At 57.5% G+C, this 25,124-nt stretch carries 21 protein-coding genes and 1 pseudogene; 10 read left to right on the top strand and 12 right to left on the bottom strand.

Annotated features, from left to right (window positions below):
• Positions 1 to 116: 116 nt before the first annotated feature.
• The 3 genes from KZ772_RS05435 (at position 117) to KZ772_RS05425 (ending at position 2,202) form a co-directional block, all read left to right on the top strand.
• Positions 117 to 1,094: a transposase gene (locus KZ772_RS05435; RefSeq protein ID WP_290538817.1), complete on the top strand. Its 978-nt coding sequence runs from the start codon at positions 117 to 119 to the stop codon at positions 1,092 to 1,094.
• A gap of 3 nt (positions 1,095 to 1,097) precedes the next feature.
• Positions 1,098 to 1,583: a hypothetical protein gene (locus tag KZ772_RS05430; protein ID WP_290538816.1), complete on the top strand. Its 486-nt coding sequence runs from the start codon at positions 1,098 to 1,100 to the stop codon at positions 1,581 to 1,583.
• A 208-nt stretch (positions 1,584 to 1,791) separates the two neighbouring features.
• A complete protein-coding gene (locus KZ772_RS05425; protein WP_290538815.1) occupies positions 1,792 to 2,202 on the top strand; it encodes a hypothetical protein in 411 nt (136 codons plus the stop codon).
• 56 nt (positions 2,203 to 2,258) lie between these two features.
• Here KZ772_RS05425 and KZ772_RS05420 read toward each other — a convergent pair whose 3' ends face one another.
• A complete protein-coding gene (locus KZ772_RS05420; protein ID WP_290538814.1) occupies positions 2,259 to 3,104 on the bottom strand; it encodes an SUMF1/EgtB/PvdO family nonheme iron enzyme in 846 nt (281 codons plus the stop codon).
• Positions 3,105 to 3,298: 194 nt separating this feature from the next.
• Positions 3,299 to 4,240, bottom strand: coding sequence for an IS5 family transposase (locus KZ772_RS05415; protein WP_064782570.1), 942 nt, complete (start codon positions 4,238 to 4,240; stop codon positions 3,299 to 3,301).
• A gap of 189 nt (positions 4,241 to 4,429) precedes the next feature.
• Here KZ772_RS05415 and KZ772_RS05410 point away from each other — a divergent pair, with 189 nt between their 5' ends.
• The gene (locus KZ772_RS05410) at positions 4,430 to 5,332 is read left to right on the top strand and encodes a PhzF family phenazine biosynthesis protein (protein ID WP_290538813.1); all 903 of its coding nucleotides are present in this window, start codon (positions 4,430 to 4,432) and stop codon (positions 5,330 to 5,332) included.
• 238 nt (positions 5,333 to 5,570) lie between these two features.
• On the opposite strand, the pseudogene KZ772_RS05405 reads toward KZ772_RS05410, so the two are convergent.
• The 6 genes and pseudogenes from KZ772_RS05405 to KZ772_RS05380 all read right to left on the bottom strand — a co-directional run bounded on the left by KZ772_RS05405 (position 5,571) and on the right by KZ772_RS05380 (position 12,967).
• A pseudogene (locus tag KZ772_RS05405) lies at positions 5,571 to 6,614 on the bottom strand (3-deoxy-7-phosphoheptulonate synthase).
• Positions 6,615 to 7,161: 547 nt separating this feature from the next.
• Positions 7,162 to 7,782 carry a hypothetical protein gene (locus tag KZ772_RS05400; RefSeq protein ID WP_290538812.1) on the bottom strand — a complete coding sequence of 207 codons (621 nt, stop codon included), beginning with the start codon at positions 7,780 to 7,782 and terminating at the stop codon, positions 7,162 to 7,164.
• 64 nt (positions 7,783 to 7,846) lie between these two features.
• Positions 7,847 to 9,613: a DUF1302 domain-containing protein gene (locus KZ772_RS05395; RefSeq protein WP_290538811.1), complete on the bottom strand. Its 1,767-nt coding sequence runs from the start codon at positions 9,611 to 9,613 to the stop codon at positions 7,847 to 7,849.
• Positions 9,614 to 10,139: 526 nt separating this feature from the next.
• Positions 10,140 to 11,342, bottom strand: a complete 1,203-nt coding sequence (locus KZ772_RS05390; RefSeq protein ID WP_290538810.1) for an acetyl-CoA C-acyltransferase — start codon at positions 11,340 to 11,342, stop codon at positions 10,140 to 10,142.
• Positions 11,343 to 11,469: 127 nt separating this feature from the next.
• A complete protein-coding gene (locus KZ772_RS05385) occupies positions 11,470 to 12,390 on the bottom strand; it encodes an SDR family oxidoreductase (protein WP_290538809.1) in 921 nt (306 codons plus the stop codon).
• A 109-nt stretch (positions 12,391 to 12,499) separates the two neighbouring features.
• Positions 12,500 to 12,967 (bottom strand): MaoC family dehydratase, encoded by a 468-nt coding sequence (locus tag KZ772_RS05380; protein ID WP_290538808.1) that lies wholly within the window; start codon positions 12,965 to 12,967, stop codon positions 12,500 to 12,502.
• 215 nt (positions 12,968 to 13,182) lie between these two features.
• Here KZ772_RS05380 and KZ772_RS05375 point away from each other — a divergent pair, with 215 nt between their 5' ends.
• Entirely contained in the window at positions 13,183 to 13,812 is a 630-nt protein-coding gene (locus KZ772_RS05375; protein ID WP_290538807.1) for a TetR/AcrR family transcriptional regulator, read from the top strand.
• 154 nt (positions 13,813 to 13,966) lie between these two features.
• On the opposite strand, the gene KZ772_RS05370 is transcribed toward KZ772_RS05375, so the two are convergent.
• Entirely contained in the window at positions 13,967 to 14,743 is a 777-nt protein-coding gene (locus KZ772_RS05370) for an enoyl-CoA hydratase-related protein (protein ID WP_290538806.1), read from the bottom strand.
• 179 nt (positions 14,744 to 14,922) lie between these two features.
• On the opposite strand from KZ772_RS05370, the gene KZ772_RS05365 reads away from it, so the two are divergent.
• From KZ772_RS05365 to KZ772_RS05345, 5 genes are all read left to right on the top strand, one after another.
• Positions 14,923 to 15,600, top strand: a complete 678-nt coding sequence (locus tag KZ772_RS05365; protein ID WP_290538805.1) for a histidine phosphatase family protein — start codon at positions 14,923 to 14,925, stop codon at positions 15,598 to 15,600.
• A gap of 51 nt (positions 15,601 to 15,651) precedes the next feature.
• On the top strand, positions 15,652 to 16,860 hold the full coding sequence (locus KZ772_RS05360) for an acyl-CoA dehydrogenase family protein (protein ID WP_290538804.1): 1,209 nt from the start codon (positions 15,652 to 15,654) through the stop codon (positions 16,858 to 16,860).
• 81 nt (positions 16,861 to 16,941) lie between these two features.
• The gene (locus KZ772_RS05355) at positions 16,942 to 17,988 is read left to right on the top strand and encodes a phosphotransferase family protein (protein ID WP_290538803.1); all 1,047 of its coding nucleotides are present in this window, start codon (positions 16,942 to 16,944) and stop codon (positions 17,986 to 17,988) included.
• 146 nt (positions 17,989 to 18,134) lie between these two features.
• A complete protein-coding gene (locus tag KZ772_RS05350; RefSeq protein WP_290538802.1) occupies positions 18,135 to 18,899 on the top strand; it encodes an SDR family oxidoreductase in 765 nt (254 codons plus the stop codon).
• A gap of 242 nt (positions 18,900 to 19,141) precedes the next feature.
• The gene (locus tag KZ772_RS05345) at positions 19,142 to 19,912 is read left to right on the top strand and encodes an SDR family NAD(P)-dependent oxidoreductase (RefSeq protein WP_290538801.1); all 771 of its coding nucleotides are present in this window, start codon (positions 19,142 to 19,144) and stop codon (positions 19,910 to 19,912) included.
• A gap of 243 nt (positions 19,913 to 20,155) precedes the next feature.
• On the opposite strand, the gene KZ772_RS05340 is transcribed toward KZ772_RS05345, so the two are convergent.
• From KZ772_RS05340 to KZ772_RS05330, 3 genes are all read right to left on the bottom strand, one after another.
• On the bottom strand, positions 20,156 to 22,204 hold the full coding sequence (locus tag KZ772_RS05340) for a TonB-dependent receptor (protein ID WP_290538800.1): 2,049 nt from the start codon (positions 22,202 to 22,204) through the stop codon (positions 20,156 to 20,158).
• 199 nt (positions 22,205 to 22,403) lie between these two features.
• The gene (locus tag KZ772_RS05335) at positions 22,404 to 23,342 is read right to left on the bottom strand and encodes a metal-dependent hydrolase (RefSeq protein ID WP_290538799.1); all 939 of its coding nucleotides are present in this window, start codon (positions 23,340 to 23,342) and stop codon (positions 22,404 to 22,406) included.
• Positions 23,343 to 23,535: 193 nt separating this feature from the next.
• Positions 23,536 to 24,960 (bottom strand): aldehyde dehydrogenase family protein, encoded by a 1,425-nt coding sequence (locus KZ772_RS05330; protein ID WP_290538798.1) that lies wholly within the window; start codon positions 24,958 to 24,960, stop codon positions 23,536 to 23,538.
• Positions 24,961 to 25,124: the final 164 nt, after the last annotated feature.

Here is a 25,124-nt window from a genome sequence, read left to right as displayed (position 1 = left end):
GAATAAAGGACACGCACGACTTGGAGAATCTCTTACACTGAGCGGAGCAAATTGCTGATTTTGTACTGATTATTTGGTCAGTATTGTCGAGTCATGGATATGCAAGGAGGCAACCCATGACCCGTGCTCGTTATACCCAGGTATCCCTGGACTCTACCCCCTACTACCACTGTATCTGTCGCTGCGTACGACGGGCCTTTCTTTGCGGGAAGGACCACTACTCCGGCCAGGATTATGAGCATCGCCGCCAGTGGGTGGTGGATCGTCTGGCCGCCTTGGCGGAGGTCTTTGCTATCGATCTCTGTGCTTATGCCGTGATGTCCAATCACTACCATCTGGTTCTTCGCATCAATCAACAAAAGGCGCTGGCCTGGACAGATCAAGAGGTTGCGGAGCGCTGGATGCAGCTGTTCAGTGGTCCTCTTATCGTGAAGCGTTGGATCAACGGACAGACTGAGGAGGGGGAATCCCTCAAGGCGCTGGACATCATTGGTCAATGGCGTGAGCGGCTTCATGACCTGGGCTGGTTCATGAAATGCCTGAATGAGTATCTCGCTAGGCGAGCCAACGAGGAAGATTGCTGCAAAGGTCGCTTTTGGGAAAGTCGCTACAAGTGTCAGGCCCTTCTGGATGAAAAGGCTCTGCTGCAATGCATGGCGTATGTGGATCTTAATCCTGTACGGGCGGATATGGCGAGAACACCAGAAGATTCGGATTACACCTCAGTCCAGCAACGTGCCAAAAAGCTGGCAGGAGGTCAGTGCGCTAAACAACCGGCCCTTCTTCCGATGGTAGACGCAGAAACCGTCGACGCTGACGATGATGACACGCTTTGTCGGTTCCGGTTAATGGACTATCTGGAGCTTGTGGAGGGTACGGGCAGGGCGGTACGAGACAATAAACGAGGGTCAATACCCGAGCAAGCGATGAAAATACTGGATCGCTTGGGGATAGAAGAGAAAGCCTGGCTTTTTCATATGAGACCAAGAAAAAAACGCCAGCCTGTTGCAGTAGGGGCCTTGGCCAGGCTCCGTGAGTATGCCCAGGAAACTGGCAGGAAATGGGTAGCCGGGCAAAGCTTGGCGGGGTGGTAAGTCATGTCCTTCTTGGTTGAGTTTATGCGTGTCCCCTATATCCGCTCGGACGCCCCCTGGCCAGACGAAAAAAGCCAGCGTAGCGGCATGATCAACACTGAGGCGCTACCGGCACCCGCTGATAATGTGAAAGTGGCCAAGAGTACCCGCTCGCCATTTGACACCGAGCTGGATGACCAGCAAGGGGCTAACGTAAAGCTAGAAGCGTTCGTGGGGGTAAAAGCCACTCTGGGTATCAAGGGCGGACTAATGTGGCAGCAACCCCAGGCCAGTCAGTTCAAGGCGTTGGGCAGTGTGGGCTATACCGCCACCGGCATGGCCGGCATCGGCGCAGGGCTGGATTTTCAGGTCGGGTTTGATGTACGGACAGGGCGATTTGTAATCCACTGTAAGGCTGAGCTGGCTTTTAAGGTTGGGGTCGGTGGAGGTTTTTCCTTCACGGTGGATGCAATGCATGTGAAAGACTTTCTTTCTGGAGCTTCTCTATAACGAACTGCGCGACTCTGAATTCAATGTTATTGACCTGTTCGATGACGAAGACGGTCGCAATCGTGCATTCGATGCCTTCTGCTCGTTCCAGTACGAATTGTTCAAGCGCGGTGGAGTAGTCGGTGTAGCCGCTGGAGCTGCTGCTACTGGTGGTTTGCTGGCTGTTAGTGCGGTCCAGGGAATATTTAATCTGGGGCGTGAATTGCTCTTGAGATGGGAGGAATGGGACGACGACAGCGAGGCGGCTCACCGACTGGCAGAAACATTACTGGATGAAGCTGAAGCACTGGAACTGCTGGGCTATGCCTTCCCGGAAACCAAGGGGCGGCTCCTCAATACACTGATTTCGACAGGCACTACCCACCGGGATATCAATCTGCTTTCCGGTGGGCTGGATGAACGTCGTGAAGAAGCGGTGATTGTGGTCCTTGAGAGTATTCAGCATGCCCGCGAATACCAGGAAGTGATGGAGCATATGGGGGTCAACATTCCCATCAACGATGGCCCTGCTGAGAAAATGGTTCGGGCTCTGGACAATGAATTGCGGTTGTTGACCTTTCTGGATGGGGAGGAACGAAATCGCTTCTTGAATATCTCAAATCGCTTTGCAGGTGAATGATGCTTCTTTTGCAAAAATACCTGGCACCCTTGAACAGCGTGCCAGGTGGGGATTTACTAGTTGCTGTTCTTTTTCTCCTTTTTTACAGAAGAAAAAGCAATGACCTTGGGTTGATTGACAACACAACGAACGCCGAATTGTTTATCATCAGGTTTACGGCCAGGGGAGCGGCGGTATAAGATATTGTAACGTTGTGTGCCAACAACGCTGCCTCCGCGGAATATTTTTGTTGTTCCAGTCTCAGGTCCTTGAGGGTTTATCCCCGGAGACGTTTCATAATAGTTTTTGTCGTGCCAATCCAGCACCCATTCCGCCACATTGCCGGTCATATCGTACATTCCCAATGGGTTGGGTGGATAAGTACCGGAGGGTTCCGGGTGCCAAGGGGATTCACTCCCGGGATAGTTGCGACCGTAATCCAGTGTGCCATCATCGGTGGCATAGAAGGCCCGGCTGGTTCCCCGGCTAGTGGCCGCATACTCCCATTGGGCTTCGGTGGGTAGCTCAAAGGGCAGGTCTGTCAACTCACCCAACCAGTGGCAATAGTTCTGGGCGTCATACCAGGTAAGTCCCCAGGCCGGATTTTCGGGCTGCCTGGATGGTTTGCCAAAAGATCTTTGACTGGGTTTTCGGGCTCCTGTGGCTTCGGCAAAGGTATCAAACTCCCAATAAGACACTTCGTAAGCTTGAATTGAATAGCTATCAAGGGTCACCTCGACAGTTTTGGTGACTTGCGGGTGCCCCATGGTAAAGGTGCCGCCTTCTACGAACACCAGAGAATCCAGCGTATGGTCAATTACCCGCTGTTCGGCTTCGCTCAGATCAGCGCCATTGCTGCACCCGACAAACAGGGAAAGGGGCAATATAGGGATGGTGTTGAGCAGTGAAAAAGGGCGTTTCATGTTTATCAGTTCCTTTGCTTGAAATCGGCGTCCAATGCCGCAAATACCCTAGGGAAGGTCTGAATAACTCGCTTTTTTCGCCTTTACGATGATCAACAGGCTTCTGCCATCAAATTCAGGCCACAATTCACTCTTGAGTGTTCATTTTTTTTCGCCTGATTGCCGCACTTTAGCGGCAATCAGGCGCACTGCCCCTAGGGCAGCAGCACCCGTTTCACCCTCAACAGGTTGTGCAGCCCCGCCAGGAGATAGAGCCGGTTGGTATTTTTCGCCAGACCCCGGTAGCGAACCTTGCTGTAACCGAACATGCCTTTGATCACTCGGAAGGGATGTTCCACTTTGGCACGTACGCTGGCTTTGATGGTTTCGCATTCCAGCGCAACCTTCGACATCGTGGAGCGCTTACCAGGACGCTCAGCGATAAACCAATCCACTTTACGGTTCTTGTGCTCTTCGCGTTTCTCGATACCGCAATAACCCGCGTCTCCCCAGACACGTTTCTCTTTGCCATGCAAAAGCTGGTCTGATGCCGTCAGGTCATGCTCATTCGCGGCGGTAGTGGCAAGGCTATGAATCAGACCCACCGTGTCATCGACGCCAATATGGCACTTCATGCCAAAGTGCCATTGATTGCCTTTCTTGGTCTGGTGCATCTCCGGATCACGAGCCTTACCTTTGTTCTTCGTCGAGCTGGGCGCTTCGATAATCGTCGCATCAACGATGCTGCCTTCCCGAACCATCAGGCCATGTCGTGCCAACTGACGGTTGATCTTCTTGAACAGCTTCTTGCCAAGAGTGTGCTGCTCCAGCAGGTGCCGGAAGTTCAGGATCGTTGTCTCATCAGGAACCCGAGAGAGCCGAATCCCTGCGAAACGGCGCATAGACTCGATCTCATACAAGGCATCTTCCATCGCCGGATCACTCAGGTTGTAGATGATCTGCATGACATGAATGCGCAGCATGCTGGAGAGCGGATACGGCGGCCGGCCAGTGCTACCGGAGGCGTAATAGACCGCAATCGTGGACTCCAGCGCCTTCCAGGGTAGCAACTGATCCAACTTCTCAAGGAACACTTCCCGCCGGGTCTTGCGCTTCTTGTGTTCATATTCGGCTTCGGCAAAAGTCAGCTGGCTCATGGCATTCCCGGAAAGTGGCTGATAGAAAGCCCTGATTATGGCAAAGTCGGGGAGTTTTTCAGAGGTTCCCTAGCAAATTGAGGTTTCCTTGTCTGTGTATAGAGTTCACGGTTAGTGATAATCCCACAATTGCATTCTCTTCCCCATCCGGCATAGTCGTAGTCATCACAACAAAACAGGGTGAAGACAATGGCTCTCGATTATGCGCTGCTTGATGTATTTGCCAATGCCCCATTTCAGGGCACACAGATTCCTGTGGTAAAGCTGGAAGGGTTGGACACCAGTGATGCCAGCAAGATGGCGATTGCCAGTGAGTTTCAGCAGACGGAAACGGTGTTTATCGAGCCGGGCAAGGACATGCCGGTGAGTGTGTTCAATGGCAAGGGGCAACAGTTGTTCGGGGCCCATACCATTCTGGCAGCGTCTTATGTGGCCCATGAGATGGGGCTTGCCAAGGATGAAGGGGCTTTTGCATCGTTTCTGTTCAGGCAGAATCAACAGTTGATCGAAAGCTTTATTGATACTGGAAACAGTGCATCAGGCTCGATTCAGTTTGCCCGGGTGCTGACGCCCACGATTGATCGCTATACCCCGGAAATTCCACGCCTGGCCGCGGCACTGAATATTGATGAAAAGCATATCTCGTTCAGCAAGTACAAGCCCATGGTGGTCAGCGTGGATACGCCTACCTTGATCATTCCGGTTACCAAGCCTGAGCATGTGCTGGCAGCGAGTTTGAATGCGGAGCGGTGGGCCGATCTGTTTGGTGGTGTCTATACCTCGGAATTGTTCCTGTTTGCGCCGGGGAGTATTACCGGCAGTTCCGAGTTTCACGGGCGCTTGCTGAACCCGGACCTGCCCGGGGATGTATTTCCGCCCATCGGTAATGTGATGCCGGAATTTATTGCTTATCTGGCGGAGCAGCAGGATACGGCTGCGGGGACCCACACACTGTCTATTGATCGCGGGAGCCCTGATACCCGCAAGAGTATTCTGCATGCGGAGTTCGACAAGAAGCCGGGCAAGGAAGTGAAATGCCGCATTGGCGGTAACGTGATCAAGATGGGGGTGGGCGAGCTGCTTTACAGCTGATTTCAGTGGTCTGCGATTTATCGTTTGTTGGACTGATTCTTCAGATAAACGATAAATGCCACCACGGCAATGCCGCAGAGAAACAACACGAAAGCGGTAATCAGTTGTTCCAGTGTCATGGTGCAGCCCTCCTGTCTGTTATGTGGACATTATCACGGTGCCGGCGCCTTTACCGAATAGGCGCCGGGTTCGTGATTTGTATCAATCTTTTCCGGCAAAGTCGTCCCTCCGAACCGATCTAGTCGATGCCACAGAGTAACTGCTCTGTCCTGTCCCAGCCCAGGCAGCCATCGGTGATGGAGAGGCCGTATTGCAGCGGTTTCTGCAGGGGCTGTTTGCCATCTTGCAGGTGACTTTCCAGCATCACGCCGGCGATAGGGCTGTTTCACCTGGCCCGTTGTTCAAGCAGATCTTGCAGTACCTCCGGCTGTTTCAGCGGATCTTTGCCACTGTTGGCGTGGCTGCAGTCCACGATCACTCGCGTGTTACGGCCTTTGGTCTGCAGGGCGTCCACAGCTTGGTGAATGCTGTCGGCGTCGTAGTTGGGGCCATGATGCCCACCGCGGAGTACCAGATGGGTATCCGGGTTGCCGGCGGTCTGCAGCAGCGCACTGTGACCGTTGTCATCAATGCCCAGGTGCGTGTGGGGATGCTCTGTGGCTCCCATGGCGTCGCAGGCCACGTCGATGCTGCCGTCAGTGCCGTTCTTGAAGCCCACCGGCATGGGCAGGCCGCTTACCATTTCCCGGTGGATTTGGGATTCGGTAGTGCGGGCGCCGATGGCGGCCCAGCTGAGCAGGTCGCCCAGGTAATCGGCGGCCATGGGGTGCAACAGCTCGGTGGCAAGCGGCAGGCCCAACCGGGCCAGGTCCAGCAACAGGTGGCGAGACACGTTCAGGCCGGTGGCGATATCGTTGCTGCCGTCCAGGTGCGGGTCGTAGAGCATGCCTTTCCAGCCCACGGTGGTGCGGGGTTTTTCCACGTAGGCGCGCATTACCAGAAAGACTTTGTCGTCCAGCTGGCGGGATAATTCGCTCAGACGATGGCCGTATTCCAGTGCCGCTTTTGGGTCATGGAGCGAGCAGGGGCCGGTGATGACCAGCAGGCGGTCGTCTGTGCCGTTGAGAATATTTCGTACGGTCTGTCGATGGGCCTGGACCTGTGCTGCCAGCTCGGCGTCCACTGGCAGGCGTTCGCGCAGCACGGTGGGGGAGGGCAGCGGCAGGCTGCGTCGCGGGCTGATGTCGGCCTGGCTGGCGGTTGAGCTCTGTGTCTGTTGCATGGTCGTTCCTTACTGTTCGGTGCGCGGTTACCGTCGCGCGTGATTCGATCGTAGTGTTCGCTGTAGCGGGCGTTGCCAGGGGCTAAATCGGGTGTCTTTGTGGTGCTGGCCGTATCGATACATGGTGTTTGTCCTCTGTGGTGCGGTGTTTCGGTATTTATCGGGCAATAAAAAACCCCGGGCGGGATACCGACCGGGGTTTTCGTGATTCGGCAGGCGTCCCGTAGCGGGCGCGCCTGGGTAACGGTCAGGCGCGCGAGCGGCTAAACCAATACCCGTAGTAGAACGCAGCGGGCACAACCGTGCCGACCGGCTTGCGGTCTGACTGGATGGTGCTGTTTTGCAGGGCTGCGTTCATGATGAAATCTCTTTGGAGTCAGTTCTCAAGCCTAGCGATGGCACCCGAGAGAAGCAAGAGGGTGTGTCTCTCTGCTTGATAGGTGGTCAATATGCCGGGTTAGTATGACAGGATCGTGACGGTGCAAGGCAAAAAAAATGCCCACCGAAGTGGGCAAGGAAGGTGGAGACAATCAAGGAGAAAACGGTATTAGAAGATATCGGCCTTGCCGATGGCGTTGGTGATGACCTGGGCGAAGTGACCTGCGCCTTTTTCCAGGCCCTTGAAACCGCCGGTGTTGAAGCTGACGGTGTTGCCCTGCCAGATAATCGCTTGCTGGTCCACGTCCCACAGGTCCAGCCGAACCACATAGATATCCTCATTCACGAAGAAGTCGTCGCTGAACACCTCAGGGCGCATGGTCATGGTGCCAGCGACCGGTATTGCCGCTCCCGGGTCGCCTTTGACCTCAAGGGTTTCGCTGCGTTGTTCTTCCAGATGGATCGCCAGGGCGCTGTCGAAGCCGTTTTCCTTCATGCGCTCTGCCAGATAGTCGCGGCTTTTGCCTTCGATGCCTTTGTCACCAAAGACCGTATGGGCGGCGGTGGCCTTGATGCCCTTTTCGGCAAAGCTGGCGACGATGGTATTTTCCAGGTGGCCACGCAGCTCATGAGCTGCCAGAACGCCGACTACGACTGATTGATAGGGCCCCCTGGGATCTTTTTCCACACCGGTCTGGGTGCTGACCACGCGGGTGTCATGGTAGCCGCTGGCACAGGCGGCGAGCAGCGCAGCGAACAGGGCCACCATGGCAAATTGCAATTTTCTCATCGTTCCATCCTCATTCTGTTTGGCAGGCTCCCTTGGAGGGCAGCCTGCGGTGCTCGTTGCGATCTCAGAAGTTATAGGTGGTGCTCAGGGACAGATAATCCCGGTCGTTGACTACGCTAAAGCTGGCATCGTTATAGGTGGTGTAGGACAAGTCGGCGCTGAGTTTCTTGTAGTTCATGCCGATGCCCAGACCGAGGCTGCGTTGATCCTCCTGCAGCGCATCATCACTGGAGTAGCCTTCCACGCCATGCTTCATGGTCAGCGACGGGGTCAACGCCACCGGGCCAATGACGTTGGCATAGGTGGATTTGAGCGTGAGCTGGTAGCCCCAGCTAAAGTCAGTCACATAGCCATCCTCACCCAGCTCGCCAACCCCGAAGTTGGTGTGGCGGCGGAAGCGCATGTCTTCCTGATCCGGCAAGTCATCAATGAACTCGGAACCTAACTGGGCTGAGACAATGGTCTTCTGGGCGCCCAGCAGTTTGGGGATGACCGTGGTGAAGGTCACTTCGGCACGCTGAATATCGAATTCCTTGAAGCCGGTGACTTCATTGCCGGAACCGTAGACGTAGTCGATGGTCTCCTGGGGAACGGTGGCAAACCCCTGTGCGGCCGCTGCCGGCACACCATTGGCTTCCAGTACTCGGGCGGTGGTCATGTCCGGTGTATTGATCTGGATCGGCATATCCGGCAGGTAGCTCAGGTTCATGGCCAGGTTGCCGACCCCTTCAAAGGTCTTGTCGGCAGTCAGGCCGATCACCTGGATATCTTCCGGGTATTCATAGAAGTAGGCGATGTCGTTACCGGGGGTAATGCCTTGGGCCAGTGGGCTGTCTTCCTTGGTTACCGAGTAGATCGGCAGACGCATGTGGTAGTTCAGGAAGTAGGCACCGACCTTGGCCTTGGATTTCGGAAAGGCATAGTCGAACTTCAGCCCGTACTGGCCACCGTCATCGGGCTCCTTCTCGTCCCGGCGTGGAATATAGATGCCGTTTTCGTAGGCGGTTTTATTGGGGATCACCACGGCGCTGGAGAAGGTGGCATCACACCCCACTGCAGTGTTGTCCAGGGTGGAGAAGAAGGTGCCACAGCCATCCAGGTTCGCTGCCCGCCACTCGTACTGGTAGAAGGACTTCATGGAGAGCCGGTCGGTGAATTTGTAATCGGCAGTCACCATTCCCGCGGGCTTGAGGAACTCGGTGTACTCGGCGCCGGGGCGGTGCAGCGCTGCCAGGTCGATAGCGTTCAGCGCACTGAGGGAGCCCCGGGAATACAGACTGCGTCCCCACAGCAGCGTCTGACGACCCGCCTTCAGCTTCAGAGGTTGTTCGTTGACCTGGAAAGTGCCGTGGACAAAGACATCCTGAAAGCTGGCTCCCTGAAATTTGGAGTTGCGATCAAAGCCATCATCGCTGAGCGGCTCGCCGCCGACAAATTCATTGGGGAAGTTGCCGTGGGGAACATCCTTCTCTTTCTGCACGTAGTCGTACCAGCCCTTGGCTCGCACAAACAGGCCATAGTTCTTGTACTGCAGGTTGACGTCGCCTACTGCCTTGGCAACGGCAGACACCACTTCACCACCATCATAGTTCAGGTTGCCGTCGTCAGAGACGGCGGAACCGGACGTGCCGCCGGGGGTATCACCGGCAAACAGGTTTTCCTTGCGGGCAGACTCCATACGGGAAATAGCGCCCACGGAGGCTTTCAGGTTCCATTTGACGCTGACGTCTTCATTGAACTGTTTTTCGCCAGCCATGGCCGGGGCTGCGGCTGTCAGCAGGCCCAGAGCCAGGGCACTGCTGCAGCCAACAGCGATCGCTTTGCTTCGCATTATTTTGCTCTCCCACTACCCGGTGATGAGCCGGGCAGACATTCCGTTTGTTGTTGTGAACGTTGTTGTAGCGCACTTGTTGTCACGCCCGGTCCCATCGGGCGTTAAAATCCTGACCTCGTTTTCATTTTTTTGAATCATGATTTCAAAAAGCGATGCGTCGGATTCAATTCATACATACTGGTGGGTATGTGGTCAAGACGGACAAAAGTCGAAGTTGGGGCCTCAGGAGGGGGCGAAAGCCGATTCATGGAATAAGAGCGGGGATTTTTGTGGGTTTTTCGTGATTTGAGGCCGCAATAAAGAAACGATATTCGAGATGCTGTTTACTCTAAAGGGTAATTCGTTACTCAGGGTAACAAATAAAAGGAAGTTTCATTTTAATGTTATTTGTGAGCTTTGACACATTTGCTAAAGAATTCCATGGCAGAAAATCACTGTAAGGCTTTTGTCCACGGCAGACGTTGACCCTGAAAATAAAAAAGGGCGCCGAATGGCGCCCTGAAGGGGAAGTCAGAGACAGAAATCAGAACACTTCAAACAGGCCAGCGGCACCCATGCCGCCGCCGATACACATGGTCACTACTACATACTTCACACCCCGGCGCTTGCCTTCGATCAGGGCGTGGCCTGTCATGCGGGCACCGGACATGCCGTAGGGGTGGCCGATGGAAATGGCGCCGCCATTCACGTTGTATTTCTCCGGGTCGATGCCCAGGCGGTCGCGGCTGTACAGGCACTGGCTGGCAAAGGCTTCGTTAAGCTCCCAGATGCCGATGTCATCCACTGTTAGCCCGAAGCGCTTGAGCAGCTTGGGTACCGCAAACACCGGGCCAATACCCATCTCGTCCGGATCGCAGCCGGCTACGGCCATGCCGCGGTAGGCACCCAGCGGTTGCAGACCCAGGCGCTCGGCTTCCTTCGCTTCCATCAGTACGCAGGCGCTGGCGCCATCGGAGAGCTGGGAGGCGTTACCTGCAGTGATGAAGCCGCCTTCCTGAACCTGCTGGCCACCCTTGAAGACAGGCTGCAGGGATTGCAGGCCTTCCAGGGTGGTCTGCGGGCGATTACCTTCGTCTTTAGCCAGGGTGACTTCCTGATCGGAGATCTCTTTGGTTTCCTTGTTCATCACCTTCATGACGGTGGTCATGGGGACGATCTCATCGTCGAATTTGCCGGCTTCCTGGGCGGCGGCGGTACGCATCTGTGATTGATAGGCGTATTCGTCCTGGGCATCGCGGGAAACGCTGTAGCGGTCTGCGACGATTTCGGCGGTTTCCAACATGGACATGTAGATGTCCGGGCGGTGCTGTTTCAGCCAGGGGTCGGCGGCGCGGAAGGTGTTCATCTTGTCGTTCTGCACCAGGGAGATGGACTCCAACCCCCCGGCGACAGCCACATCCATGTTATCGACGATGATTTCCTTGGCGGCGGTGGCGATGGCCATCAGGCCGGAGGCGCACTGACGGTCCATGGACATGCCGGACACGCTGGTGGGCAGGCCGGCACGCAGGGCGCACTGGCGAGCTACGTTGCCACTGGTGCTACCCTGCTGCAGGGCAGCGCCCATGATCACGTCCTGAATGGATTCCGGGTCGATGCCGGCGCGCTCCACAGCGTGTTTGATGGCATGGCCGCCCAGCGCTTGGGCCTGGGTGTCGTTGAAGGCGCCCCGGTAGGCTTTGCCAATGGGGGTTCGGGCGGTGGAAACGATAACGGCTTCTCTCATGATGCCTCTCCAGATTGATATTCGGTCGATGTCTCACTGTAGGAGCTTGCCTGCAAGCGATGGGGCATGAGTGCGAGCACTATCGCCAGCAGGCTGGCTCCTACAGCCGGTTGATGAGCTGCTGCGGTTAACCCAGCTTGATGCCTTTGGCCTGGGCGGCCTTGGTAAGAATCTTGGTGACATGGTCGCCGCCGGCGAGAATTTCCCGGGCATTGTCCATGTTGCCGATCTGCTCGAAATGGGCGGCGACGCCATCCACATTTCGTTCGTTTTCATTCAGGTAGACGCCCTCGCTTTCCATCAAGCGAACCATGGCGTAGCAGCCGGCGCCTGCCAGTATGATGCGGTGGGTCGGCGCTTTGTTACTGCACAGGAACAGGACCGCCGGGGTGATTTCCTTCGGCTCCAGCATGGCCAGCACTTCCGGGGGCATCAGATCTTCGGTCATGCGTGTTGCCGCGGTGGGCGCGATGCAGTTGACCTTGATATCGTATTTTTCCCCTTCGATGCACAGGGTGTTCATCAACCCGGCCACGGCCATTTTGGCGGCCCCGTAGTTGGCCTGGCCGAAGTTGCCGTACAGGCCGGACGTGGAGGTGGTCATGACGATACGGCCGTAGCCCTGTTCGCGCATGATCGGCCAGACTGCCCTGGTGCAGATCTCGGAGCCGGTAAGGTGAACGGCGACCACCTTGTCCCAGTCGTCCTGGGTCATTTTCACAAAGCTCTTGTCGCGCAAAATACCGGCGTTGTTGATCAGCACATCAATGCGCCCCCAGGTATCCATGGCCTGTTTCATCATGGCGTCCACCTGTTCCGGACTGGACACATCGGCGCCGTTGGCAATGGCCTCGCCCCCGGCGGCCTGGATTTCCGCGACGACCTGCTCGGCCGCTTCGCTGGAGCCGCCGCTGCCATCACGGGCGCCACCGAAATCATTGACCACGACTTTGGCGCCGAGACGAGCCAGTTCCAGTGCATGGCATTTGCCCAGGCCATTACCGGCCCCGGTGACGATGGCCACCTGATTGTCAAAACGGATTGTCATTGTTGTTGCTCTCCTGAAGATAAGTTGCGAGTACCGAGTTACGAGGTGAGTAAAGAACACCGCACTCGGGTTTTGGTTGTCACTACGCGTAGCTCGTCACTCGCGACTGTTATTTGATGATCGCCAGGCTCAGCCATTCAGCGATCAGCGCAGGTTTGTCCTGGCCTTCGATTTCCACTTCCACGCCGTGGCGCAGTTGCCATTCGTTATCGGAGCGCTGTTTGACTTCCAGCAGGGTGAACTTGCCGCGCACCTTGCTGCCTTCACGCACCGGGTTCATGAAGCGCACCTTGTCGAAGCCGTAATTGATGCCCATCACCTGGCCCTGGATGGTGGGGAGCACATCCATGGCCATGGCGGACAACAGCGACAGGGACAGGAAACCGTGGGCGATGGTGGCACCGAAGGGGCTTTCCCTGGCGGCCCGCGCCGGGTCCGTGTGGATCCACTGGGGATCTTCGGTCAGGTCGGCAAAGCCGTCGATACGCTGCTGGTCTACGGTGCGCCACTGGGACGCGCCCACGGCTTCACCGGTTTTTGCCTGCAGCTCCTGAATAGTAGCCTGTGGTCTGCTCATGGGGCTCTCCCTGTTGGGCGCTGATGCGCCATGTTTTCAGAATATTATTTTGAAAATGACAGTATGAGGGTGGCGTAACTGGCCGTAAAGGGTGAAAAGCGCCATGAAGGGCGAGAATTCCGTCACCCCTGTGCGGGAGGGTCAATGGTGGGCGGGCCCGGTTATGTCACTATTTTCCGATAATATCGGCTTGCAGCCCGTGATTGAGGAGCACCATGTCAGAACAAAATGAAGCCCTGCTGACCGACCCCCGCGATGCCATTCTCGACGCGGCGGCTATGTGCTTTATGGAGCGGGGCTTCAATGCCACCAGCATTGACGACATTGCCCGGCGCCTGTCTGCCACCAAGGGGATGGTGTATCACTACTTCGATTCCAAGGCGCAGCTGTTCTTCGAGATCCATCACCGGGCCATGGATGCGCTTTTTGAAGAGCTGGAGCCAGTTGTCGACTCCGATCTGCCGGCCCCGGAGCGGTTTACCGAAATGGCCCGCTGCTATGTGCGCACGCTGATTCGTACCCAGCCTTACCAGCGTACCGTCTCGGAAGCGGTGCAAATGCTACTGCGCAGCAGCACCACCGAGGCCCAGCGGGCCCAGCTCGAGCGTTTGCAGGAACGTCGCAAACGCTGCGAAGGGCTGTTCCTGACGGTGCTGGAAGAGGGCATTGCCAACGGCTCCATGCGTGCCGCACGCCCGAAAATGTCCATCAAACCCGTCTTCGGCGCCATGAACTCGGTGATCAACTGGTATCAACCCCGCGATACGGAAACGCCGGCACAGCGGCAAGAGGTGGTGGATGAGGTGGTGCTGGTGGCGCTGCGTGGAGTGATGAAAGGCAGTTAACAGTTAACAGTGAATAGTTAACAGCGCCGCGAATCTTGTGTTGCTGTTATCAAATGTAAGAGGCCGCGCCCAGGGGATGGGCGCGGCCTCTTTGCGTTGAAACCATTACGCGCTGGCGCGCGGCGCTGTTAACTATTCACTGTTAACTGTTAACTTATTTCCCCCCTTTCAAGAACCCCGCAAACCGCTCCCTCGTATCCTCACTGAACATCCTCTCGGCAAACAGCACACTTTCCTTTTCGATCTGGGTCTTGATGGCAGTGTCGCTCTGGCGCAGTAGCTGCTTGGTCATGGCCATGGCGGCCGGGGATTTCCCGGCCAGTCGCTGTGCCAGGGTCAGGGCGGTGCCTTCCAGTTCCTCAGGGGGTACCCGGTAGGCCACCAGACCGCAGCGTTCGGCTTCCTGGGCACTCAGGGTATCGCCGGCCAACAGCAGACGGTTGGCATTCTGGCGGCCGATCAGGGCGGGCAGCAGCAGGCTGGAGCCGGCTTCGGGTACCAGGCCCAGATTGATAAAGGCGGTTTGGAAGCGGGCATCGTCGGCGGCCACCACCAGGTCCGCATGGAGCAGCAGGGTGGTGCCGATGCCGGTGGCGTTGCCCTGCACGCCAATCACCACGGGCTTGTCCAGGGCCATCAGGGCATGTACCAGTACCATGGCTGGGCTGAGCTTGCCGTTGTCCCGGCTGGCCGGGTCCGCATTGAGGAAATCGCCGATATCGTTGCCGGCACACCAGGCCCGGCCATTGCCGGTGAGCAGTAACACGTGCAGATCGTCCCTTTCTGCCAGATGTTCAACGCCACGGGTCAAGTCCTGGTACATGCTGGCGGTCATGGCATTGAGCTTGGCTGCCCGGTCCAGGGTCAGATGCAGGACCGCACCGGTTTCCCGGGCCTGAACACAGCCACTGTTGAGGGTCAGGTCTGTCATGAGGAGGCTCCAGCGGTTGGGGAAACAACTGAAGATATCGAAACAGTATTTCGAATAATAGCTAAATCGCCATGCAGCATATTCATTCTGCCGAATTCAAAATATCAATTTCACTAACTCAAGGGCCTGCACTAGGCTGGGTCTATTCACTGCACTCTTGCCAGCTGTAAGGAGTCGCCATGGCCCAGTTTTACCTTGTCCGCCACGGGCAAGCATCGTTCGGCACCGATAACTATGATCGCCTCTCCGAGCTTGGCCACCAGCAGGCCCGCTGGCTGGGCGAGTATTTTGCCGAACGGGATATGGGCTTCGATGCGCTGCTGTCTGGCGATCTGGTACGTCATCGGGAAACCGGTGCCGGCATCTGTGAAGGGCTGGGCGTGGCCTTACCGGAAGATATTCACGCCGGCCTCAACGAGTTCGATTTCCAGTCCATCGTCGATGCCTACCTGACTCAGTACCCAGAGCAGGCACCCGGTGAGGGTGCGCCAGTGGCGGCGTTCTACAAGGCGCTGAAGACGGCCATGAAGCATTGGCGCATGGACGAGCTCACCGGTGATCTGCCGGAAACCTGGCAGTCCTTTTCTGACCGGGTACTGGCCGCTCGTGATCATATTCAGCAGCAGTACAGTGACAGGGATCGCATCCTGATTGTCAGTTCCGGTGGTGCCATGGCCATGTTTCTCAAACATGCCCTGAATGCGGCCGATGACACCGTGGTTGAACTGAATCTGCAGATTCGCAACAGCAGCGTTACTCACGGTTTTTTTAATAACAAGGTGGTGCGCATGGCCAGTTTCAACAATGTGCCGCACCTGGATCGCCCGGATCGGTTCGAAGCCATTACCTATTTTTGATTTTTAACGCAGCACAAAGACTGTAACGAACAAGTGACAAGGGAGAGCTACATGGATTTTCAATACACAGAAAAAGTGCAGGACCTGATTACCCAGGTGCGTCATTTCATCGACACCGAGATCCGCCCGGTGGAAGGCCTGTACCACGAACAGCTGGAAAAAAGCCCGTGGGAAACCCCGCCGGTGATGGAAGAGCTGAAAGAGAAAGCCCGGGCAAAGGGGCTGTGGAACCTGTTTCTGCCAAAGGAATACGGGGATTACAGTGCCGGCCTGAGCAACCTGGAATACGCACCGCTGGCCGAGGAAATGGGCCGCAGCCGCATCGCTTCCGAAGCCTTCAACTGTGCCGCGCCGGATACCGGCAACATGGAAGTGCTGGCCAAGTACGGTAACGAGCAACAGAAGAAAGACTGGCTGCAGCCCTTGTTGGAAGGTCGTATCCGCAGTGCCTTTGCCATGACCGAGCCGGAAGTGGCGTCGTCCGATGCCACCAATATCGAGACCCGCATCGAGCGGGACGGTGACGACTACGTGATCAATGGCCGTAAGTTCTACATCAGCGGTGCCATGCGCAAGACCTGCGAGATCATGATCGTGATGGGCAAGACCGACCCGGACAACCCGAATCGTCACCAGCAGCAATCCCAGATTCTGGTGCCCACCAACACTCCGGGAGTGAATATCGTGCGTCCCATGCAGGTGTTTGGTTACAACGATGCGCCGGAAGGTCACGCGGAAGTGGTGTTCGACAACGTGCGGGTACCCAAGGAGAACATGATCCTGGGTGAAGGCCGTGGCTTTGAAATTGCTCAGGGCCGCCTGGGGCCGGGCCGTATTCATCACTGCATGCGTTTGATTGGTGCCGCCCAGGAATCCTTCGAACTGATGGCCAAGCGTGTCAATGAGCGTGTGGTGTTCGGCCAGCCCATGAGCAAGCAGGGCTCGGTGCGTGAAGATCTGGCGCGTTCCTACTGTGAAATCGAGCAGGCTCGCCTGATGACCTTGAAGGCGGCAGACACCATGGACCGCGAAGGTAACAAAGTCGCCAAGGATTTGATCGCTATGATCAAGGTGGTAGCGCCAAATATGGCGTTAAATGTGATTGATCGGGCGATTCAGGTCCACGGTGCGGTGGGCCTGAGCCAGGATACCCCGTTGGTCAACTTCTTCAGCTATGCCCGCACCCTGCGGCTGGCTGACGGTCCGGATCAGGTGCACATGATGCAACTGGGCCGCAACCTGGCCAAATATTTCGCCTGAGACGCGGTGTTTGCCCGGGGTGTGACACACACTCCGGGCTTTGCCTATTGCGCAGCAGACAGAGAATAACAGGAGAGCTCCATGTCCCAGGTGGATACGCTGGATACACAGAAACTGGCCGAATACCTTGAGCAGCATATCGATGGCTTCAAGGGGCCTATCGAGGCTGACAAGTTTGAAGGCGGCCAGTCCAACCCCACCTTCAAGATCACTACGCCGTCCGGTGCCTATGTGTTGCGCCGGCAGCCGCCGGGCAAGCTGCTCAAGTCTGCCCACGCGGTGGATCGGGAGTTCCGGGTGATGGCGGCCCTGAAAGACACCGATGTGCCGGTGCCACGGGTACTGCACCTGTGCGAAGACCGCGACGTGATCGGTTCCATGTTTTATGTGATGGAATTCTGTGAAGGGCGCATCCTGTGGGGCGCGTCCTTGCCGGAAGCGGGCGAGGGCGAAGCGGGTAATGCTACCCGCGCGGCCATGTACGAAGAAATGAACCGGGTGCTTGCGGCCTTGCACAGTGTGGACCTGGAAAAGGTCGGTCTGACTGATTACGGCAAGCCCGGCAACTACTTCGAGCGGCAACTGGGTCGCTGGACCCAGCAGTACGAAGCCTCAAAGTTGCAGGACATCCCGGCCATGGACGAGCTGATCGCCTGGCTGCAGGCCAACCAGCCGGAAGACGACGGCCAGGTATCCCTGGTACACGGCGACTTTCGTCTCGACAACATGATGTGGCACCCCAGTGAACCGAAGGTCATCGCGGTGCTGGACTGGGAGCTGTCCACCCTGGGGCATCCGCTGGCGGACCTGGCCTACCAGTGTATGGGTATGCGCATGCCACAGCGGGGCGCCAAGATGGCGGGGCTGCAGGGTGTTGATCGTAAGGCTCTGGGGATCCCAACTGAAAAAGAATATGTGGATCAGTACTGCCAGCGTCGCGGCATCGATCGTATCGACAACTGGGAATTCTATCTGGCCTTCAGCTTCTTCCGCCTTGCTGCCATCTGTCAGGGCGTGGCGAAACGGGCTGTAGACGGTAACGCCTCCAACAAGGAAGCGGCCCAGGTCGGCGCGCTGGTCGAGCCACTGGCGTCCATGGCTGTACAGATCATCAAAGAAGGGGCGTAAAGCAGCTCCAAGCTGCAAGCCTCAAGCTACAAGGAAAACCACGTTGACGTTGCGGCGCGGTTTTTCCGTTTTTCGAATGGCTACAGGGTCTGCTCGCGTTGAAGCTTGCGGCTTGTAGCTTGACGCTTTTTATCGGGAGAGTAGTAATGAGTACCGACCTTTTTAATCTTGAGGGCAAGATTGCCCTGGTAACCGGTGCCAGCCGGGGGATTGGTGAAGAGATCGCCAGACTGCTGGCGGAGCAGGGCGCTCACGTGATCGTCTCCAGTCGCAAGATCGATGGCTGTCAGGCGGTGGCGGATGCGATCAAGGCCGACGGCGGCAGTGCGGAAGCCTTTCCCTGCCATATCGGCGAGATGGCGCAGATCCAGGCGATCTTTTCCCATATCCGTGAGGTGCACGGCAAGCTGGATATTCTGGTCAACAACGCCGCGGCCAATCCTTTCTTCGGGCATATTCTGGATACCCCGGTGGATGCCTTCGACAAGACCGTGGATGTGAACCTGCGCGGCTATTTCTACATGTCCGTGGAAGGTGCCAAGCTGATGCGTGAGCATGGCGGTGGCGCCATTGTGAATACCGCTTCGGTGAATGGCCTTACTCCGGGCGACATGCAGGGTATCTATTCCATCTCCAAGGCGGCGGTGATCAGCATGACCAAATCCTTCGCCCAGGAATGCGCCCAGTTCAATGTGCGGGTGAATGCCTTGCTGCCAGGCCTGACCAAAACCAAGTTCGCCGGTGCCCTGTTCACCAACGAGGACATCTACGATTCCGCCATCAAGGAGATCCCCATGCGCCGTCATGCTGACCCGAAAGAGATGGCGGGAACCGTGCTGTACCTGGTATCCGATGCCTCCAGTTATGTGACCGGGGAATGCGTCGTGGTGGATGGTGGGATGACCATCTAATAGCTACGAGCACAATTCGGGCTTTCTACAAAGCCGCTGTAGGAGCGCCTCTCGAGGCGCGAACCGCGCGCAGCGCGGAAATCGACCGAAGGGCGATCAGGCATTTCAGAGCTCGACAGGTTTCTCCAGAAAACCGGAAGCTTGGTCCGAGCCTGAAATCGCGCCGCCAGCGACGCTCCTACAGCCAGTCCGGGCGAGCTGAATTTGGGCTCGTGGCGGCTTAATTATCAGGAGAACCTTTCATGGATCCGATTCTCGATTTTACCGGCAAGACGGCGCTGATTACCGGCGCGGCCAGTGGCTTTGGCAAGTTGCTGGCCGAAGAGCTCGGCAAGCGCGGGGCGGCGTTGGTGCTGGGGGATATCAATATGGACGCCCTTAACCCGCAAGCCGAGGCGCTGGCGGAGCAGGGCATTAAAGTGGCGGCGTTGCGGTGCGATGTCTCCAGCGAAGCGGACTGCAAGGCCATGGTGGAAACCGCGCTGGCGCAGTTCGGCCATCTGGATATGGCGGTGAACAATGCCGGTATTGCCCATGGTTTTATTCCTTTCGATCAGCTCACCGAGGAAGTGCTGGATCAGCAGGTGAACGTGAATGTGAAAGGGGTGATGTTTGGCATGAAGCACCAGATCGCTGCCATGAAGGAAAACGGTGGCAGCATCGTCAACGTGAGCTCTATGGCCGGGCTGGGTGGCGCGCCGAAAATTGGCGCCTACTCCGCGGCCAAGCATGCGGTGATCGGGCTGACCAAAACTGCTGCGGTGGAAGTGGCAAAGCGCAATATTCGCGTCAACGCGATCTGCCCGTTCTATACCCATACGCCCATGGTGGATGAAGGTAACCTGTCCGAAGACAAGGCCGCCATGCATGCCATGCTGGCGTCCGGTTGCCCCATGAAGCGCTTGGGCCAGCCGGAAGAAATCGTCACCGTGATGCTGATGATGCTGTCCCCGGCCAACAGCTACATGAATGGCCAGACCATCGCCGTGGATGGAGGCGTGTCCGCGTTCTGATTGTTGTCAGCGAGAAAAACCAAAGCCCCGGCCGCGCAAACGTGGCCGGGGCTTTTTTTATGTTCGTTAGAGCGTTCTGGATTTTGTAGGAGCGCCGCTTGAGGAGCGAATTGCGACAGTTTCGAGTTGTGAGAAACGAGTTTCGAAAAGACTAAACCGTCTTGCTTTTCGCTCCTTTCAACTCGCTTCTCGACACTCTGGTGTGTTCGCGCCTCAAGCGGCGCTCCTGCAAAAACGGGGGGGTTACCAATCCAGCGTGATGCCAGAGTAATAGGTTGTACCCGGGCCGGGCTCGAAGTAGCCGCGGTTTTCCACGGGCCGGTCGCTGTTGGCGTTGATTCTCAGGTTACTGTAATAGTCACGGTCCAGCAGATTGTTGATGCCGGCAAACAGGGTTAGCGTTTGTCGGTTCCGCTTCCATGCCTTGCCACCTCTCATGTTCACCAGCAGCTCGCTGCCGACCCGGGTGCGATTGGTGTTTTCCGCATATCGGTGGCTGCCGAGTAATGATTCCACTGACGCAAACAGACCGTTATCGGCCTGCCAGTCAACCTCTGCAAAGAGCTGGTGCTGCGGGATGCCGGGTAGCCGGTTGCCGCTCACATCGGCATTCTGCTGGGTGTCGTAGAATTCCCGGAAACGGAAGTCGGACCAGGTCCACGACAGGGCCAGGGTGAGCTGGTCTGTGGTGGCATGTTCCAGGCCCAGCTCCAGGCCATCGCGGCGGGTCTCGCCGGCGTTCTGGTAAAAGGTACGGCCGCCGATTTCGTAGGGGGTGATTTCATCATCCACGTCCACACGGAACAGGGCAGCTTCATAAAAGAGACGGTCTCCCAGCGCGCCACGGGCGCCCACTTCCCGGTTCAATGCGGTTTGCGGTTCCAGCTCCGGGTTGAAGCCGCCGGCCCCGGACGGGTTGGCCAGTTCGGTAAAGGTGGGGCTTTCAAAGGCGGAGCTGATCGAGGTGTAGAGGGTATGGGCCGGGGTGACTTGCCAACTCAGCCCGGCACTGTAGCTGCGTTCTGCAAACTCACGGCCACCGCTGTCGTCGCCATCCGTTAGCAATGCATCGTCGATGGTCATGCGCAGCCGGTCTGCCCGGCCCCCGGCCGTGAACATCAGACGCTCGGACAGATGGCTGTCCAGCTGCAGGAAAACGCCATCGGCGCTGGCATGCTGGTCTTCGTCGGCGGTTACTGCAGTGATGTTGCCGGTGGCGCTGACCGCACGACGACCACGGTCGTCTTCCTGCCGATCCAGGTCGACACCCAGCAGCAGCCGGTTAGGACGCGCCAATACGGTGAAGGGCAGGGTGTAATCCAGGCGGGCGCCGTAAAAGCGCCGTTGGTAATCAATCAGGCTGCTGCCGGGAAAGGGCAGTTGCTGGCGAAAGTCCCGCTGGCTGACAAAGGCGCGGGCATTGAGTAACCCGTTGGCGAAGGCTGCATCGCGATAATGCAGCCCCAGACGTTGCTGGTCGACTTGCTGGCCGGCATCCAGCTGGCTAGCAAAGCGACTGGCTTGCCGCCGGTCCTGGTGAGCCTGTTGCCGGGTCAGGCCGCCCGGGTCCTGGGCAACGGGGGTATCCATGGCGGTGAGGAAGAGCGTCATTGAGCGGGTGTCGGCAAGATCCCAGCCGGCCTGGCCGGTGAACTGGTATTTGCGCACCTCACTTTGTTCACGATAGCCGCGGTAATCCAGCGTGGTCAGGCTGAGGGCATGGTGGCCCTGGTCGTGGCGGCCGCTGGTCTGCACATTGGCCTGTTTCAGTCCGTGGCTGCCGCCGATCATGGATACGCTGGCGGCATCGTTGCGGGTTTTTCCGGATCGGGTGTTGATGTCCACCACGCCACCGGTGGCGTTGCCATATAGCAGGGAACTGGGGCCACGCAGTACCGTGAGTTGTTCCACCGCAAACAGGTCGATGCTGTCCAGTTGCGACTGGCCGTCCGGCAGGGTTTCCGGGAAACCGTCCACGTTGATGCGCAAGCCTCTGACCCCGAACGGCGCACGGGAACCAAAGCCCCGAGATGACAGGCGCAGCCCCTGGGCAAAGTTATAACGGTTCTGCAGATAAAGGCCGGGGACCCGGCTGAGGCTTTCATCCAGCTGCAGGCGGGACTGGCCCTGCTGTTTGCTGCCTGCATCTACCACCGTAACGGCGGCAGGCGTATCAGCGAGGGGCCTTTCCATACGGGTACTGGTAACGGTCACCGGCTCCAGGGTTGCCGGTTCGGCAAACAGTGACAGCGGAGCCAGTAGTGTTAAAGCGGTCAGGTACAGATACTTCATGAATGACATCCCATGGTTGCTACTGTTCTACAGGACGTCGTTACGGAAGCAAGTGAATAAGCGCAGAAAGCGATAGGCAGATAGTAGGGTGCAGTTCGCCTGAGGCTCAGTGCACCCTACATGTAATGACTTTCCAGCTGCGGTTCATAATAAAAAAGGGCCGCATAAAGCGGCCCTGAAAGGAGAGAAACAGGATCGATCAGTGGGCTTTCTGCTTGCCCTTGCGCTGGCTGGCCTGGGCGTGCTGCTCGGTGAGCAGGCCTTCGTCGCCGAACAGCTTTTCCCGCCACTCGTCCAGCAGTGCGTCGGTGTCGTGCTGGGAGGGGTGAAAATCGCGCTTGAAGAAGTCCAGGTATTGGGGCGCCAGCTTGGTGAACAGGCCCTTGCGCCCGAACAGGAACTTGATGCCGTTCCAGTTGTTTTTCACGTTCAGCAGGCGACCGTCGGAGGCCAGCATGCGCGCCTGGAAGGCAGCCAGTACGGCGAAGAAGATCACAGTAGTGGGAACCATGGCACCGGCGCGGATGGCATAGTTGCCACTGACTTTTTCGTACACGTCATAGGCAACGGTCTTGTGCTCGTTTTCTTCCAGCGCGTGCCACAACCACAGCTTGGCGGTGGCGTCGTCGAGAATGCGGGCCTGGTGTTCCGGCTCACGCAGCAGCTGCTCGGCAATGATGGCGGTGTAATGCTCCAGGCAAACGGTGGCGGCCAGCTGGAAGATTTTCGGAGTGCGTTTCTGCACCAGACCCAGCAGCTTGCCCAAGGTCTTGTCCAGCTTGTCGGTGGGGTAGCCGAATTTCGCACCCATTTCGTTCCAGGCTTCATGCTCCTTGCTGTGCATGGCTTCCTGGCCGATAAAGCCAGCCACCTGGGCCTTCAGTTTGGGCTCGGTGATGTCCTTGCGGTAGTGACGCACGGAGTCCACGAAGAAGGCTTCACCTTCCGGGAAGAGGGCAGACAAGCTCAGCCAGAACGCGCTCAGGAAGGGGTCATTGTCATAGAAGTAACGCGCCGTGGTTTTGTCGTCGAACTGGAAGTCCAGGCGACGGGGCGGAATGTTCACGGTGGCGCCCAGAGGCACCTTCTGTGCGCTCTGCTGACCGGCCTTGATGTTGCTGGATGCTGTTGTTGTCATGTGTCCTCCTGGTCCCGACCGGTTATTACCGGTGGATGTCAAACTGTGACATTAAAGAATGTAACGATACTCAGGGTTACAGCACAACAGGTAAATGGCACTGTCGCGCCCCGGCCGGGGCGCTAGTGCCAGTACACAAAACGGGCCATTTTGTGTCCGTAAATGACAGGTGAAGACGTTTGATCGAGGGGGATCAGTGAGGGAGGAACAATGACTGGGTCTCCAGAAACTCCTCCAGACCGAAGCGGCCCCATTCACGGCCATTGCCGGATTGCTTGTAGCCGCCGAAGGCCCCCTGCAGGTCCGGCCCGGCACCATTGATATGCACCATGCCGGTTCGCAACCGGGCCGCCACCGCGCGGGCTTCGCTGTCTTCCCCGAACACATAACCAGACAGGCCGTAGTCCGAGTCGTTGGCGATGGCCACCGCCTCGTCCACAGTCTGGTAGGGGATCATCACCAGTACCGGGCCGAAGATTTCCTCGCGGCCGATGGTCATGGTGTTGCTGACCTGGCTGAATACGGTAGGACGGGCGAAATAGCCGACTTCCAGTCCTTCAGGCTTGCCGGTGCCGCCGGCCACCAGTTTCGCCCCTTCTTCCACGCCTTTTTCGATCATGGATTGCACCCGCTGGTACTGGCGACCATTGGCAATGGGGCCGATGACGGTGCCTTCGTCCTGCGGGTCGCCTGCCACAATTGTGCTACAGGCTTCGGCGGCGATAGCCTCTGCCTCCGCCAGCTGATCGGCGTGCACCAGCATCCGCGAGGGCGCGTTACAGCTCTGGCCGGTGTTGTTCATCATGGCGCGCACCCCGTGGGTAACCGCCCTTTGCAGATCGCAACCGGGTAGCAGGATGTTGGCGGATTTGCCGCCCAGTTCCAGGGAGACCCGCTTGATGGTGGCGGCGGCCTCGCGGCTGACGGACTCACCGGCCCGGGTGGAGCCGGTCAGCGACACCACATCGATGCGTGGATCACTGGACAACAACGGGCCGACCTGGGCGCCATCGCCATGGACCATATTGAAAACCCCGGCTGGCAGGCCCGCTTCGTCAATGATCTCGGCCAGAATCTGTGCCGACAGCGGGGCAAACTCACTGGGCTTGAGCACCATGGTGCAGCCGGCAGCAATGGCCGGTGCCACCTTGCACATGACCTGGTTCATGGGCCAGTTCCAGGGAGTGATCAGGGCACAGACCCCGGCAGCGGCCCGACGAATCTGTGCCTGGCCGAGCTGTTCTTCGAAGGGGAAATCCCGGGCCACGGCCAGGGTCGTTTTCAGGTGGCCGAGTCCCATGGGGGCCTGCACCTTGCGAGCCAGGCTGATGGGGGCGCCCATTTCCTGGCTGATGGCCTGGGCAATCTCTTCCAGCCGTGCCTGGTAACCCTCGGCAATCCGTTCCAGGTAGCCCAGTCGGGTTTCCAGAGGCTCGGCGCTGAACGCCGGAAAAGCCGCCGCCGCCGCGCTGATGGCAGCATCGATATCCGCAGTGCCGCCCATGGCCAGCTCGCCAAGCGAGTCTTCGGTGGCAGGATTAATCACGGTATGGCTGCTGGCGCCATCGGCAGGGGCGACCCATTGACCATTGATGTAGAACTGTTGCAGCGAGCCCATGGGATAGGTCCTTTTGTCAGTTGTTTATTGAGTCAGAAGACTCACAATACAATAATGGAACAAAGTTTTAAAATATTGACCGGTTGGCCAAGGCCATGACAAAGTGGATCTGGCCTAAGGACGAAAACCATTGTGCTTCAGGTGTTATGCCATGGCCATGACTG

The organism is Alcanivorax sp. (assembly GCF_019431375.1).
GTDB classification, from domain to species: Bacteria; Pseudomonadota; Gammaproteobacteria; order Pseudomonadales; family Alcanivoracaceae; genus Alcanivorax; species Alcanivorax jadensis_A.
Note: the sequence above shows the minus strand (reverse complement) of the source record. Positions and strands in the feature narration are given on the sequence as shown.